7 protein-coding genes are annotated in these 16,768 nt (G+C 50.6%); all 7 read right to left on the reverse strand.

Features of this window, described 5'->3' with window-relative positions; genetic code table 11:
* Positions 1 to 87: 87 nt before the first annotated feature.
* Entirely contained in the window at positions 88 to 1,173 is a 1,086-nt protein-coding gene (locus tag SPK40_RS09095; protein ID WP_330960230.1) for a toxic anion resistance protein, read from the reverse strand.
* Entirely contained in the window at positions 1,170 to 1,889 is a 720-nt protein-coding gene (locus SPK40_RS09100) for a phospholipase D-like domain-containing protein (RefSeq protein ID WP_330960231.1), read from the reverse strand. Before SPK40_RS09100 ends, SPK40_RS09095 begins: the two co-directional genes overlap by 4 nt.
* Positions 1,886 to 6,757, reverse strand: coding sequence for a DNA repair ATPase (locus tag SPK40_RS09105; RefSeq protein WP_330960232.1), 4,872 nt, complete (start codon positions 6,755 to 6,757; stop codon positions 1,886 to 1,888). Before SPK40_RS09105 ends, SPK40_RS09100 begins: the two co-directional genes overlap by 4 nt.
* Before the next feature lie 61 nt (positions 6,758 to 6,818).
* On the reverse strand, positions 6,819 to 8,906 hold the full coding sequence (locus SPK40_RS09110; RefSeq protein WP_248142052.1) for a peptidase: 2,088 nt from the start codon (positions 8,904 to 8,906) through the stop codon (positions 6,819 to 6,821).
* A gap of 16 nt (positions 8,907 to 8,922) precedes the next feature.
* Complete coding sequence (locus tag SPK40_RS09115; RefSeq protein ID WP_330960233.1) at positions 8,923 to 9,516, reverse strand: DUF1449 domain-containing protein; 594 nt, start codon at positions 9,514 to 9,516, stop codon at positions 8,923 to 8,925.
* 359 nt (positions 9,517 to 9,875) lie between these two features.
* A complete protein-coding gene (pbpC, locus tag SPK40_RS09120) occupies positions 9,876 to 12,056 on the reverse strand; it encodes a penicillin-binding protein 1C (protein WP_330960234.1) in 2,181 nt (726 codons plus the stop codon).
* A gap of 28 nt (positions 12,057 to 12,084) precedes the next feature.
* Positions 12,085 to 16,638: an alpha-2-macroglobulin family protein gene (locus SPK40_RS09125; RefSeq protein ID WP_330960235.1), complete on the reverse strand. Its 4,554-nt coding sequence runs from the start codon at positions 16,636 to 16,638 to the stop codon at positions 12,085 to 12,087.
* Between the last annotated feature and the right edge of the window lie 130 nt (positions 16,639 to 16,768).

A 16,768-nucleotide genomic window follows, 5' to 3' on the forward strand; every position in this document is an offset into this window, starting at 1 on the left:
CCACCGCCATAGATGGTGGTTTCAAGGTAACAACAAAAACGGCAGCCAATCGCTGCCGTTTTTCTTTATTTGATTTCACTATTGCACTCAGTTTTCCAACGTCTGCTGCAACGCCAGTTTCAGTTCCTGCTCCGCCTTTGCAATCACTTTTTCGGCTTGTTCACGTTGCTGACGACCTTCTTTCACCCGAGACAAGGTATTGTTCAGTGTTTCAATCGTCAGTTGGTTAACGGCCTGCAAAGATTCAAGATCCAGAATGCCACGCTGGTAGTTCTCTGCAATCTGCTCTTCCAGTATTTTCAGACCCTCAGCATTTTTCACGTACTGTTTATTGGTGTAATCCTTCACAGCACGGGTCACTTTCAGGGCTTTTTCTTTCTCATAATTCGAAATCGCGATCAGGAACTGACGTTTCCACAGTGGGAAGGTGTTATGGACGATATCCTGGATATCTTCCATCAGCATTTTATTCCCTTCCTGCGACAAACGAATCTGCGGTGCGGTTTGGACAGCAGCCATCCGGGTCAGCGCCAGATTGTGCACGCGTTTTTCCAAACGGGCGACAGCCTGACTGGCATCCCGGTACTTCTGAGCTTCCAGTGCATCTCCTGACTGCTCCGAAGCAGTCAGGAGTTCAGGCAATACGTCAGTTTTCAACTGATCCAGCTTGTATTGCCCGGCAGCAATGTATTGCTCCAGCCCTTTCAGCAAATCCAGATTGTTATCATAGAGCCCATCGAGCTGACTGATATCATGCGCCAGTTTCACTTCCTGCGCTTCCAGTTGCTGAGACAACTGCTCCAACTGTTGCTTCACAGAATCAAAACTTCGGGAAAACTTCTTAAATGAATCAAAAAGCTCTCCAATCAGCGGTAAATTCGCCAAAAAGCTGTTGCCTTTCAGCTGATCAAACGCCGCACTGTCCATCGATTCCACCATGGACTGCAGAATTTCACCCGCATCGCCCGTATCCCGGACACGAATCTGTTCCAGCACGTGATCAGAAAACGCGGTGATCTTTTCCAGTGCTTCCTTACCAAAAGTAATGGTCGCCACCGAATCAAACGGATCAAACCGCTCTGCTAACGCCACAATGTCCGGTGTCAGTTCAGCTGGTCCATTTTCCTGCAATTGTTCCGTCGTTTGCTTCACTGACTCCACAAGATGACTCATGCCCTTCCTCCTTGGGTTGGCTGATGAGAGGGGAAACGCTGCCACAGTTGATCAAACTGTTCCTCAAATGCCGTTAAAAAGCGGCGATCGTCGGTCAGCGTGATATCTTCCTGATTATATCTGGACGCGCTTCGTGTCCAGTTGAAGCTTCCGTTAATCAGGCGCATCCCATCAAACACAGCAAATTTATGATGCATATGATACGCCGTCGTATCAATTTTGACCGGAACGCCTTTACGGGCAAGATAATCAATATCACTGCCGGCGTCATTGACCTTGTCGTTATCCGTGATGATCCGCACCTTTACCCCACGATCATGAGCAGCGAGAATATGTTTGGTCAGTTCATCATCGGCAATAGTGAATACACAAATATCCACTTTGCTTCTGACTTGTCTGAGCTGCTCAATAATACCCGCAGCACAGGCACGTCCGGGAGAAAACCAGCTGGTTGCCACCTCTGCAATCGCCGAACTTCGAGTGTTATCAAGCACTTTTACAACACGTTCAAGCCAGCGGAGGACAGAAAGGGACGAAGTCCCTTCCTGAATGGCTTGCTGGGCCAGTTTAAAGCTCTGATTCCGAAGGTAAGCGCGATCGTCATCTGACAGACCGGCTTCCATCAGAGAAACCTGCAACTCACGACGTTCGTTGTCGTCTAAACGACCATCCTGTAATGAGTCACTTAACCAGTCGAGCCATTGTTGCTGATTCATTCCAGATCCTCCAGCCTGACCGGCTGAGCAAAACGCGCGATATGCTGATTCATCATCGCCAGTTGCTGAACAACCTGACCGGCGCGGTCACTGTCATCACCCATCATTTGTTTCCGCTGATAGGTCTGCTTGATTTCATCCCAGCGAGCCATTTGTGCATCGGTCATATTGCCGCGCAACTCAGCCAGTTTCAGCAGGTTTTCTTCAGTCCCGTTTGCCAGCGTCTGTGCTTCACCCTGGTAGTGATCTTGCAGCAGGGTATTAAGCTCTTCATCCGTCATCACAGAAGAAATTTTCTCAGCCAGTTTATTCATGTTCCGGTAAGAACCCTGCAGTTTAAACGAAGGTTCGACACGGTACTGATCCGCAGTCGCCGCTGAAAGAATGTACTGCTGATTCACTTTCAGTACCGTCTGCTGAACCTGCATCAGTTTCTGCAGGGTTGCGACAATTTCGTTGGCTTCCGTGGAAGAATACGAGTGCGACATATCACTGAGCGCAACACCGTCACCCTGTGCCATCTTCACGAAACGATACAGATCATTCAGATCGCGGGTCGCGAGAGGCGCCAGGACCGGGTTAGATGTGAGTGAGTTCTCAATGAAGCTGAGTTCGAAGGCAGACTGCTGATCCGACAGCATATCACCCAGGTTGTAGATATCTGCACGGTTTGCCAGCATATCCGGAATCCGGAATGCTTCACCGGTTTCGGTATACGGGTTCCCTGCCATCACAACCGCGAACTTCTTACCGCGCATGTCGTAGGTTTTCGTCTTACCCTGCCAGGTCCCTTCAATCCGTCGGGTACCGTCACAAAGTGAGATAAATTTCTGGAGCAGCTCCGGGTTGGTATGCTGGATATCATCAAGATACAGCAGCACGTTATTCCCCATTTCCAGCGCCAGGTTAATTTTCTCAATCTCACGGGCCGAGTTCTGATCCGGAGCGTCCGCCGGATCCAGCGACGTCACCTGATGGCCGATCGACGGGCCATTGATCTTCATGAAGACCAGACCCAGTTTATGGGCCACGTATTCAATCAGCGTCGTCTTACCGTAACCCGGTGGTGAAATCAGCAGCAGCATCCCCATCAGGTCAGTCCGCTTCTTATCACCCACGGTGCCCATTTGCTTGGCAAAGTTATCCCCAATCAGATGCAGATAGCTGTCGCTGATGAGTTTGTTCCGGACAAAAGATGTCAGCGGGCGCGGTTTGAATTCGCTCAGTCTGAACTGTTCTTTCGCCTGATTGAGCAAATGCGTCCGCTGGCTGAGATAGGCCTCAAACTGCGGCACAATCACACGACGGTGGTGCTCACAACGCTGAATGAAATCGTCCAGAACCAGTGTCAGCTTACCGCTTTCCAGGTTGTCATGTTCGCCCAGCAGAGCGCTAACTGAGCAAGCCAGTGAGAAATCCACACTGTTCAGCAGACGGCTTGAGTGGGTTTTACAGACCGCGATCGCTGCTGCTTCCACTACAAAGGCCTGACCATACTGCTTCTGTAGCGTATATGGACCCAGCCACTGCTGATGATCCACAAAAGCAACGTCCAGCGTATTTTCATCACCTTGCCAGCCCAGACTACGGCGGAACTGCAGATAATCCTCACACAGTTCATAAGCATCCTGGCTGACTTCAATCTGTACATCCGAACCGGACAACAGTCGAATCAGGTAATCACTGCTTTCGAGCGCAGCGGGTCCCTGAACGGATTCTGCCAGCAGAACTTTCAGATCATTGAATGCGTCGGCGGCATTCAGGTGCTCTTTCAGCATCTGAGCATTTTTGGCCTTCAGCCCCCAGCTTTCCAGTGCTGTCTCCGGCTGTGCGATCAGCCACAGTAAAGCATGCGCACGGGCTGCCTGACTGAAACGCAACAAACCAGCCTGCTCAAACGTCGGTAAAAGCTGCTGCAGAATCAAGGCTGCATCGTGGTCATGAATCCCTTTGACATAACCTTCTTTGTACCGAGGGGCTGCAAATCGCTGAACCATTGGCAGCAACTGCTTTTCTCTGCCCGCCTGATACAGGATCTCCAGAGACAGCTCAGCCTCTTTGTTCATCGCGCTGTATAGCATCAGGTAAGCCAGATACTCACCACGATAGACGACGTCACTTTCAGAAGACACATCCAGGCGTGCGATTTCTTGCAGCTTCAGAAATCCTTCATCCTCAATCGGCTGATAGAAATCCGTCCCGGAAATATGTGTACAAAGCCGCTTGTTATGTTCGACCAGACTTAAATCCAGTGCCTGCTGATTCACACTGAATTTATGACGACCCAGACGAAGGACTTTCCCGCCGTCTTCAAAGATATCCTGATTATCCCGCAGGGCGCGCAGCGATTGATCCTGCAACGACTTCAGACGGGAATCCAGACTGTCGGCTTTGACGCTGTCACCCAAATCGCGAATGGATTGCGACAACTGGTGCAGCTTCAGCACCATGGCATCGGTTGCGAAATAACTGTTCAGCGATTTCACATCGTCAAAACGGGACACCCGTTTTTCAATACTGCCCATAGTGACATTGGCAGCCTGCAGCAGATTCTGGACTCGACGCTGCTGCGCGGCGATCAGTTGCTGCTTGTGGTTGTCCAGCGTGGACTGAATTTCATCACGTTTGGCGTAAATTTCACCCAGGAACTGATCGAAATCGGCAAAACGTGATTCAAGCTTATCCAGCTGCCCCACCAGTTTTGCCAGCTGAGTATCGCATTCATCCGGCGTCGTCGCCTGCTCCATCGCACTGCTGACCGATTGACCCAACAGCTTGAACTGTGCACTGAATTCAGCCTGAGCTTCATCACTTTGCAGACTTTGCGATTTGTTCCGCAGTTTGGCGGACACCGCATTCAGCAGTGAAGAAACTTCCGTTGTCAGATCCAGAATCCGGGTTGACTGCGTCGGATCATCGGTTTCAATGTCCGTGACTTCTTCCGAAACCAGCTGTAAATCAGCGCGGAGCGTTTCAACCTGCTTTTGCAACGCCTGAATGTCAGCAGTTTTACTGACTGTTACCAGCGCTTCTTCGATTTCATGGATTTGCTGCTTGAACGGCTGATACGCTTTTTCTTCCTGCAACAGCGACAGCAAATGCTGATTGAGCTGCTCACGATGATGCTGCAATTGCTCCAGCATTTCATCGACACGTTCAGTGTCCATGTAATGCTGCTGACGCAGCGCCATGGTCGCACCGACCTGAGCTTTCACATCAGACAGCAGACCTAACAGGACATTCGCCTGTTCTTTGGGTGCCAGTTTGATTTTCGCAATCAAATCCGTCACCACTTGCTGATGTTCTTCAAGGCTTTCTGATGCAAATTTTTGCATCTGCAGTACTTTGGCAAACTCATCAATGATTTTGTTTGCCGTATCCATCAGAACATTGATCACCTCACCCATGCCGAGCGCATAGTCATGGTTCAGCCAGTGATAATGATCCAGTGTGGTCTGACACTCTTTCAGCAGCACTTCAAATGCCACCTGAGTCACTTCTTCGGATTGCGCCAGCTGGCAAATAGACAGCACAGATGACAATGCGCGGACCAGCTCAGCGTTACCCAGATTAAACAGCGGACTGGAACCATCAGCAGAAGCATTCTGCGCAGTATAATATTCCGGTGTAGAGAATGGCGTATCCCAGATGCGCAGCGGGTGAATCGTCGACGCTTCCGCATTTTCTGACGCCTGGAATACCAGCATCCGACCATCCGGATACAAACTGAAACCATGGCTTTCCAATGGCGCAGCAAACTTCTTCTCAATCATGTTGTAGGTAAAGCCAACATAGTGGCCTTCAAGCATATTGAAGAAGAAATAAAGGATGTCTTCACCATTGGGTGAAGCAATTTTCTGGAAGAACTTCAGATGCTGCCACGGCATGTCAAACTGCTTGCTCTCGCCGTTCGCCAGAACAAAACCATGGGAGTACAGCACACCGTGATCTTCCGGCAGCGATTTCGCACTGTGACGCAATGCATCCGCGCGCGTGACCGACTGGTTGATCGGGTTATAAATGAAATAGCGGGAGTGCTTTTCACGGTTCGGGCGAATCTTCAGTGCAATCAGATCACCGATAAAGGCGTATTCGATCTGGGCATCGGCCACACTCTGGTGCGGATCCTCCACCACTTCACTGTAAATCCCCTTGCCGTCATCCGTGTTGTCTTCCACTTTAATGGTCAGATCGCCGCCGATACACTCCACAAAGAGCTTATCGCGAATCGACACATGCGGATGCGTGCCGGCAACATGATCATTTCGTGTGGTCGCAATCCACTCGAAATCATGCTGCTGAACGCTTTCCAGTTGCTGATTCCCCAGCGAATCCAGGTATTCAACCGAATTTGCGTTCAGCTGGAAACGAAACACCTTCCGGTCTTCCGGCCGCATACCAATCTGGAACGCAATATACAGCATGCTTTCCTGACGAGAGATCTGCGTCAGACGCGCATTACCGTAGTAAGTGAAGAGTTCAGTGAATTCGTGGAGAAAACGTGAATCAGTCAGGAAGCTGTTTTCGAGCGGCAGAGGTTCGATACGGAAGGTACCGTCCTGTTCATGCAGCTGATATAAGCCAAAGACATCTTGCAGAGACGGGGCTGATTTCAGGCCAAGGTGAACCTGATAACCGAAGAGCAGTTGCTGATTGACCTGTGCCATATCGATCGGAATCGAGCGGGCTTCGGTCTGAACATTCGCCTTGCCGACCAGCTGGCTTTCACGGCCGCCAAAAATAGCCTGACGATTTTGATTAAAGGTCTGCGAAAGGGATTTGAGCTGTTTGCCTTGCTGAAATAAACGGGATTTCAGTATTTCGTACGCCCCACCCTCGCTCACCGCTTGTTGAGTTGTTTCGGACATGCATTTACCTAATCAATCCCGCCTCGAACGAGGCGGGATCGCGTGGGATGAAAGACGTGGATTATGAGTTCGTTTCTGATTTGGTGTTCAGAGAGGTCTGAATTTTCTTCAGTAACTCAGTCGCACCGCCCTGTGAATTCAGCAGGCTGGCCAGAGCAACATTACTCAGGTCGCTGCTTTTCAGATCTGTGTTTTCCAGGATATCTTTGATGTCCTGAGGCATGCTGCGCTGGCCTTTGATGTATTCAGAAACCAGTGGATTCAGCACTTTAGATTCATCGAACTTGGCATCCATTGCAGCCGCATCCATGATGGTACGACGGATTTGCTCCATGCCTTCACCACCAAACAGCTTGATATCAGCCTGAGACAGTGCCTGTGCCAGGGCTTTCGCATTTTCGCCCACAACAGCTTTCTGCGCATCAATGCGTGCAATTTCCAGCTCTTTCTCTTGTTGCAGCTGCATCACCCATCTGTCGTGTTCACGGGTATGCTCATCGTACTGCTGTGCTGCTTCAAAGCGGGCAGACTGAGCTTCAGCTTCTGCCAGACCTTTCGCACGCATTGCCTGCGCTTCTGCTTCACCAGCGGTCTGCAGTGTGTACGCTTCCGCTTCACCCACTTCACGAATCGCCAGTGCACGCTCACGTTCAACTTCGACTTCTGCCAGACCGGTCGCGCTGATCATTTCTTTCTCAGCTTTCGCCATACGCTCTTTCGCAGCTGCTTCACGCTCTTTCGTAACGTATTCAGCTTCAGCACGCTTGGTCGCAACAATCTGCTCAGCTTCTGCTTCACGGGTCTTCACAGCCAGCTCATTTTCAGCATCACGGGTTCTGATCTTCAGTGCCGCATCGTTTTCGATCAGCAGACGCTCCGCTTTCTCACGGGCAGCATCTTTCTCTGCACGCGCAGCGACCAGCAGCTCCAGTTGTTTCGCTTCAGCGATGGCTTCAGCTTCAGTCAACGTCACACGCTTCTGACGGTTCACTTGCTCATGAACACGCAGGTTTTCAGTTTCTTCCTCTTCGCGGGCAATCTTACGTTCAATTTCCACACGCTGAGAACGGGTTTCTGCAACCGCCTTCAGAGATTCCTCAACCGTCGTCTCTTTCAGCATTTCTTTCTCTGCAACCTCCGTTGCAGTCCGAACTTTCTCGGTTTCAACTGCACGGTTCAGCTCTTCCTGCTGAATAGCAACCTGGCGCTGGTTCGCGATGCGTGTCATTTCGACTTCCATCTGAACACTTTCACGCTTCTTAGCCACTTCTTCTTCAGTTTCCAGCTTCGCCAGTTGCGTCACACGCTCGTATTCTTCACGCTTTTCAGAAGTCAGTGCTTCTTCCTGTGACTTGATGATTTCGATCTCACGCTTCGCACGGGCAACACTTTCCTGTTCCTGTTTATCCAGTTGCAGACGGTTCGCTTCAGCTTCAACGTTTTTCTTCTTGATCGTTGTGCGCTCATCCTGACGAATTGCATTCGTTTCCGTATTCTTCTGCGCCGTGATCATTGAGATCTTACGGATACCTTCCACATCCAGAATATTGTCCGGGCTGTGAGCATCTAAAGACGTCTGGTCGACTTTATCGATAACCACGTCATAGATTTTGAAACCGTCCATTTCACTGCCAATTACATCAACAACAGCGTCACGGAATGCACGGCGGTTTGTCAGCAGCTCTTCAAATTCGAACTGTTTAACTGCCGTTTTCAGGGCTTCAGAAAATTTCGGCTGGAAGTGTTCTTTCAGCCGTTCGATATTCGAGGCTTCGTGAGCAGTAAAAAGCTTCGCAACACGAACAATATCTTCTTCTTCGTGATTCACGCCGATATAGAAATCAACTTTCAGGTCTGCACGAATATTGTCACGGCAGTGCAGGCCTTCATACTCTTCACCTTCCTGATCTTTACGGCCACTGCGAATCACAGAGATCTTTTTACGGGTGATATCCATGTACTCATACTGGTTCACCACCGGCCAGACAAAAGTACCGGTCAGCGATGCACGGGTCGCATGCAGACCATTCACGATCAATGCATCACCTTCACCACGGACCTTTTTATATCGTGTTGTGAGAAAAATTAAGATCAGTAAAAATATACCGACTCCAGCACTAATGAATATTACGCTTGGAGAGATTTGCATAGCCAACTCCTTATGCTTAGCTATTTTTTGCCACTATATAATGATTTGTTGTTTTATCTTGTGAGACGATAATCACTTCATCGCCGTATTCCATTGATGTCTCCGGCTCAATTGCACGGGCATCAAGTAAGAATTCATTACCTTGATGGTGAACCACCACTTCACCCCGAGTCTGGCTGACAGCACTGCTGTGAACCCTGGCTTTCAGGCCAATAAAATCGACCTTGGCAAAACTTTTCTTTCTGTCAAACAAAGGTGCCAGCGGTTTCAGCAACCAGGCTGAAATCCATAACGCCAGATAGGCTGTCACCGGGATAGAAACCACCTCCATGACAATCATCCAGCTTGCTTCAGAAACAGCAGCAAGCCCCTGGTTCAGGTAAAAAGACAGGATCGTCCCAATAAAGAAGCTGACACAAAGCGCCACCATCAGCGGAACTTTCGACAATATCGGCGGTAATAACAAACCGGCTCCCGGTATGTTTTCAGCGTCAAAAAAATCAACGTCCGGCGCCACACTTTCAACAATGTTGAACACCAGATCCACCAGCATAATCATCAGAAAGATGGCGAAAGGAACAAAAAAAACATTGGTAGGGAAAGATAACAATATTGATATCATCTCGTCTAAGGTCATACTTACCAACTATTTTACAGAATGATTAAATTTATTTTTATCTGGAATCTGGTCACATTTGGCGACCGTATATAAGGGAAAGTTAAAAAAGGCTCATTGAATTTATCACCCTCAAACCTCCGCGACAAATGGTTTTCTCCCTGAAAAGGTATCTCATCGGTAAAAGACGGAAAAAATAAAACTTGAACTGCACCGCCAATAACGCACAGCCGGATGTCATTTCAATTTTCTGTCTGGTTAAAATCACTTTTTCAACTGTCGATCTACCGGTGAAAATTTGACGGTCAGAACAAAGCAATTCGGACTTTTGGAAGCCACATCCGTTTTGAACATCACCGGTGAATCACAATCTTTCGCTGATCACATTGCTGCCCCTGACAGGCAGTAATGACGACTTCGCCACTATAATCCGCCAATAACAGTTGCTGCTGTTCATACGGCTGATGATTAATATACCAAAGCACTTCGGACGCTGGCTTATTGCTTTCCAGCTTCAGTTGCCGGATTTGTGAGCGGTAATAATGCTGACCGTTCTTGATCGACTGAATTGCAATTTCCAGTTCCGGATGTCCCTGGCTGATAATTTTCCGCTGCTGATGCCAGATGCTGAGCGATTCCGGCCAGTGATCATGACGAACAAAGTCGCCATCACTTTCCAGTGTGGGTGGCGTGAGCCCGTTTCGGGTAAAAGCATATTTCTGATTAAAACAGTCTTCATCTACCGTTGCCGACTTTGCCCGTCCGCCCGGCCAGCAAATAAGTTTGCGGATGACGGTCTCCGGCTGTTCAACCCGTCGTTTCTCTTCCGGTAACTGATCAAACACATCAAACATCACCGGCGCCGCGCGGGTTGCCCCCAGATACCCCACCACAGGCGTTGCATCTGGTCGGCCGACCCAGACGGCCACGGTATAGCCGGGGCTGACACCCACAGACCAGAAATCACGATAACCGTAGCTGGTACCGGTTTTCCATGCGATTTCGCGACGCACGCGGGGCACTACCCGATCAGATGCGCTGATGCTGCTGAGCATGTGAAACACCATCCAGCTGCTTTCTTTGCTCAGCAACTGAGCCTCGTTCGCAACAGGAACTGCCTGCGCTCCGCCCTTCACCACTCGCAGCGGGGAAACCTGACCGGACATTGCCAGCGAGCGGTACATGGACGCCAGCGTCATCAGATTTGTTCCTGTCCCGCCCAGACCTACCGTCAGATTCGCTTTTTCATGGTCAAGCTGAATTCCGGCTTGTTTCATCTGCGCATCAAACACGTCCGGACCGAGTGCGTTAAACACCTGAATCAGAGGAATATTCAGAGACTGTTTCAATGCCTCACTGACACTGACCGCCCCCTGAAACCGGCCATTCAGGTTCTGTGGTTTGTAGTCATAAAACGTAAAAGGAATATCACTCAGTAAACTTTCGGTATGAATGATGCCACGATCGATAGCCATGCCATAAATAAACGGTTTCAGGGTTGATCCCGGTGAACGGACCGCCTGTGTCATGTCGACGTGAGCGAACCGGCTGTCATCCTGAAAATCGACCGAACCCTGATAAGCCAGAATCTCAGTTGTCTGGTTGTCTACCACCAATACGGCTGCTGACGAGTGTACCGGCAAATCACGTTTGACTTTGACCAGCAATCGGGCCACTCGTTGCTGAATCGTATCATTGATCGTGGTGGTGATGACATGCTGATCCGGGTAAGTCTGTTTCAACGTCCTGCTCAGCAGGGGAGCCAGCTGAACCCGGTCAGACTGCCGCAGTTCAACCGGTTCCTGGGAAAGATATTGAAATGCCTGTGCTTTGAGCAGCCCGCTGTCATGAAGACGCGACAGGACTTTATTTCGCATCGCTTTTGCGACTTCCGGATAGCGATCCGGACGATACAGCGACGGCTTTTGCGGCAACACGACCAACAGCGCCGCTTCATTTTTCGTTAAGTGTCTGGCTGAGGTTGCGAAGTAACGGTCAGCTGCCGCTTCTACACCCGCGATGTTGCCGCCAAACGGTGCCAGGTTCAGATAAAGCGTCAGAATCTCATCTTTGCTGTAATACCATTCCAGCTGAAGGGCGCGCCAGAGTTGTTTGAATTTGCCGGCGACCGAACGTTCATGCGGGTCGAGCAAACGGGCCACCTGCATCGTCAGGGTAGATCCGCCAGAAACGACATGCCCGTGGATCAGCCACTGAAACGCAGCCCGGAGAATTGAAAACGGATTAAATCCCGGATGATGGTAAAACCAGCGATCCTCATAGTTCAGCAGCGCCTCAATATAAAAAGGATCGACTTCAGGTAAGGTGACGTTGTAACGATGGACACCCTGGCGATCACCGAAAGAGCGAAGCACTTCACCTTCCCTGCTGACAACCACAGTTGCCGGACCATCCGGATATAAAGGCGGAAGCGGGAACACGCTGTTCAGTGTCCACGCCATCAAAATCAGAAAGGCGCTCATCCCTGCCGCCAATTTCAGCAGGGATGAGCGTGTCGTGAACGGCAATTTCATGGATTCGTTTTCGTCTCAGAGATTGCCATTATTGCTCGACCGTAACGGTTTGCGGTGTCTGCCAGTACGCCAGATGTTTTTCCGGACGGTACATGGACTCAATAAACACAGGTGGCACAGCAAACGTCCCCGGAACTTCCGCGCGCAGCACGTAGCCGTACTGATAAATCTGTTTTTTATACATCTGGCCAGACAGAACAAACCGGTCGTTGCGATATTCCTGATGGTCTGGTGTTTCGAGTTTCACTTTCTCCGGCAGCATCCGTTCAATTGGCAGCCCCTGATTCAGTGCCGGGTTTTCCAGCACGAAGCCAGCCGGAATCTTGTCCACCAGCAGCGCATCATTGATCTGTTCCTGCAGAATAACGGTCAGAACGACCACGACCCGGTCACCCACTTTCACTTTGTTCGACGCCAGCGGCTGCCCATTCGGTTGATACCACTGACGCGTGACTCTCTCAGCGTTCAGGGTATTGAAGCGACTCGCCTGATTGGCAATCGTGCGATCCAGTTTCTGATAACCTTCCGCCATGACTTTGACATAAACCGGTGACTGATCCAGATTGCGAATCACCAGATCGGATGTCAGGGGCTGGCTGAATGTTCCCTTGTGGCTGACCGACTGATCATTGAAAGCCAGATTGAACACTTGCTCACGGTTTGCAGCACTTGCCAGTACAGACGCCTGAACCAGCGCAGAGCGTTCCTGCGTGCTCATCCAGCGTGTCTGTGACAAACCAATCAAACGTTCCAGGTTTTTGGCCTGAAGTTCCAGTGCTTCACGCTTCACTGATTTATCTTTCGACATTTCTTCAAGAATCAGCACAGACTTGGCAACATCACGCAGATCAGAACCGTAATCACCGTAGTAACGGTATTCCCGGCTGAAACGGCCGATATCATCCAGCATGTCTTCAGCTTCATCACTCGCACCCACATTGGCATAACTGGCGGCCAGTTGCAGGTAGCTGAGCTGAGTCGGCAGGCCCGACAGCTTCATCTTATCCAGATCACTCCATTTCAGCTTACCCTGCTTGCTGGTCAGGTAAGCGGCATAGGCACGGGCTACTTTGGCAGACTGGCTGTCATAAGCCAGATCACTGGTCAGTGAATCGTTCCGGACATAAACCAGCAGACGGTTATTCGCCCGGTTCAGCATGGATTCCGGCACAACCCCTTTAAAACGCTGTTCCGCCGTATTCAGGAAATCGGCCACGTACGCCGTCAGCCATGGGTTTTCATGGCCGCTGCTGTCCCACAGCGAGAAACCGCCATTGGCTTTCTGCATGGTTTTCAGACGCTGAACGGCTTTTTCAACCACACGTTTGTCTGCTTCATCCGGCGAGATGCTTTCGGCATGACTGATGCGGTCAGACTGGTGCACTTTGGCTTTAAAGCGATTCAGCTCCGGCGCGTCCATCAGGAACGGCCAGGCTTTACTGGTGGTCTGCTCGGCACAGCCATACGGGTAACGGAACAGACCGCGTGCATGTTCTTCCGGGTTCAGCACAGGCGTCCGGCTGAAATAAGCCTGACCCATACTGTTTTGCACCACATCCATTCCTGACCATAAGCCCTCGCTGGCTTTGTATTCTTTCCCTTTCTGCAGCAGAACCGACTGCACCTGAGTGACCCATGGCATCACAGGACGGACCGGTACTTCCCAGGAACGATCGATATCAATCTCATCATTCTTCACGGTCAGTGCCAGTTGGGCACGTTCAGTCAATATGGCATCCGACACGCGGAAACTGAAGCTCTGGCTCCAGTGCGCGCCGTGTTTGAGGGTGACCGGCTCAGGCGTCAGTTGTCCCTGTGCAGCCAGTGTTTCACTCAGGTTCAGCGCAACATTCAGTGTCTGCGGGTGACCACTCACGTTGTGCAGATCAACCGTTACCGTCGAGATATCACCCGGCACCAGGAAGCGGGGCACACTGAGCTCAGCGACCACCGGCGCACTGACCGGTTTATCCAGAACCGTCTGACCCACCTGAGCGCCATTGAAGGCTGTGGCAATCACCTGAACTTCGCCGTTGTAATCCGGGATCACCATGTCAACCACAGCTTTCCCCTGCACCACTTTCACCGGCTTGCTCATCAAAATGACAGTTTTGCTTTCAACCAGCCCGTCATTCTTGTTGTCCGCTTTTTTATTGGCATCACTACCGAAACGGGACTGCGCAAACGGATTCGGGCGCGGATCGTACATCCGTGAGTACATATCAACGACATCTGCACTGTAACGGCGCTGACCGAAGAAATAACTATGCGGATCAACCGGCTCGAAACGACTCAGGTTGATGATCCCTTTGTCCACCATCGACAGAGTCACCCAGGTCTCACCGCTCTGCTTCGGATCCAGATGTTCAATCGTAACCGGGACAGAAAGTGTCTCAGACGGCTTAATCAAATCCGGTAAAGTCAGCGAAACCGTCAGCTTGCGATCAGTCCGATCCAGTTTCAGCGGACGAATTCCAAAGTAACGTTTCGGCGTCTGACCATCATTCCCGGTTAAGGTCGTGGTGAGGTAAATATCGTGACGGGCCAGGGAGGCATCCAATGGTACCGGAATTGTCACTTCACCGGCCTGCACCGGATAGCTTTCAGACCATACCAGCTGATCCGTTTCCAGCGTGACCAGCAAATTGCCGTTTACCGGCGCAGTAATGGTGACATTGGCCTGCTCACCAGCCAGGTAAGCCGCTTTGTCCGTGTTGATTGCCAGATGATCAGGCTTCGCTTTGATCTGCTCATTGCCGTCATACCAGCCGGCATAGAATGAATAGGTCGACGAAACACCCGTGGCGGTATCTTTCACCGTCAGGCGGTAATCACCCCAGCGGGTCGGGAAGACCATGGGCTCCGGATTCTGACCCACTTGAATCGTCTGAGTCGACATCCGTTTCCAGCGATCCTGCTTTTTGCGCTCCCAGCCAATCCCGTCTTCATAGATCCAGTAATAAGGACCCTGATCGTAATCCATGGTGACTTCAAGCTGACCTTTGATCAGCGACTGGCCGTCAGCACTCAGCAACGCGATTTGGAACAAAGCATCGCTGTTATACGGCACACTCACGAACTCAGGTTTGATCCCGGGAACAGGTGTGTTTTTCCATGAGACATACTTCAGTTTGCGCTGCACCGCGGCACCGCCGGATTCCAGCAGACTGAAGTTGGCAACCACTTTCACCGGGCTTTTGAGTTTCTCCGGTGCAGGCGTCGGTAACTTCACCAGCAGACGGCCTTCGTCAGATAAAGTCTGCTCTTCCAGCTGTGCGTAATCCGTATCCAGCGTGAAGGATTCACCGACGACGAAATCGGAATATTTACCCGGTATGGTCTGAACCGGCTGATACGTGACCGCCGCTTTCAGGCGGTTGCCGGCAGCCGGGCTTCCGAACAGATAGCGTCCGTTCAGATTCACATCATTTGTCTGTCCGGCAAATACAAACTCAGCCGGAGAGTCAAAAGTCAGATCCATCCGCTCAGGGACAAATTCCTCTAACTGGAAAGCCAGCTCACTGATTGGTGCTTTCGCCGTCGGATCCAACCGGACTTCCACACGATAGCGTCCGGTTTTCCAGTTCAGCTCGGTTTCCAGCTGGCGGAAATAATAGCCACTCGCCTGTGGTTCCAGCTGCTCTTTCAGAATTTCTTCGTTCCATGGATTCATCACCGTCAGCGTAATCGGCCGATCGGCCAGCTGGCGGCCATCCATATCCCGTAACAGGATATTCAGCGGCAGGCTTTCACCCGGTTTCACCAAATCGCGGTTACTGTAAATGTATGCTTCTGCAGACTGAAATTTACGTCCGCCGACCTGACTCTCAGCCAAATCCAGCGGCGCTTCACGTAGCGGCAGAATCGCCATTTCTTCTTTTTCAATGCCCGCATCGTTGGTGCTTTTCACCCGGGCAATCACAATGTCTTCCCGTTCCGTTTTCATCTCGAACGTGGCGACACCGTGCTGATTAACCGGCTGACGTTCGATCCGTTTATTATCCCGGTAAATCTCAACCACGCCCTGAGTAACAGCGTCACCTGTAGACAAGCGTGCCAGCGAGAATGATGCCTGATGCTGATGAATTCGTGCCTGAATGCCCACGTCCGTCAGCAACATATGCTTGGCTTTCACTTTGTAAAACATACCCGGCGCTTTCACGACCACGACATACCACCCTGAAGGCAATGAATGCGGGATGGGTAACCTTGCCGGTGTCTGGACGTCCTTTTCGCTGGGCGGCAATGTATAGCGGTCGGAAAATACACTCTGGAACGCATGGTTCATGTGGTCCAGGTCGTAACTGGACATTTTGTCCTGAATATAATGACGGTTGAGCAGCTGACCCGGCTCCGTCACCTTCAGAATTTCGACATCCACATGTTTCAGGTTAATAAAGTTGATCGGAATCGACTGATCGTCAGACTGCGGGACTAAAGGTCCGCTGCCAACAAACAAAACATCCGGTGCCTGCTGCTTATTTTCAGACTCAGTTTCAGCAATACTGAGCGCAGAAAAGAAAGAACAAAACAGTAGAAGCGATATTTGCCTCCACCGGTTCAAGTTACGCGATATAAACATAAAAAGTCCCAGCCGTCCTTACTGACGAGAGTTAACGGGGTGAATAACCCGGTAAGAAATAAAAATATATAATTTCCTGAAAGTTGAGAACTACAATAAAAACCCTGAATTGGCAGAACCAGAATCAACT

It is taken from the genome of Photobacterium sp. 53610, assembly GCF_036409375.1.
Taxonomy (GTDB): Bacteria; Pseudomonadota; Gammaproteobacteria; order Enterobacterales; family Vibrionaceae; genus Photobacterium.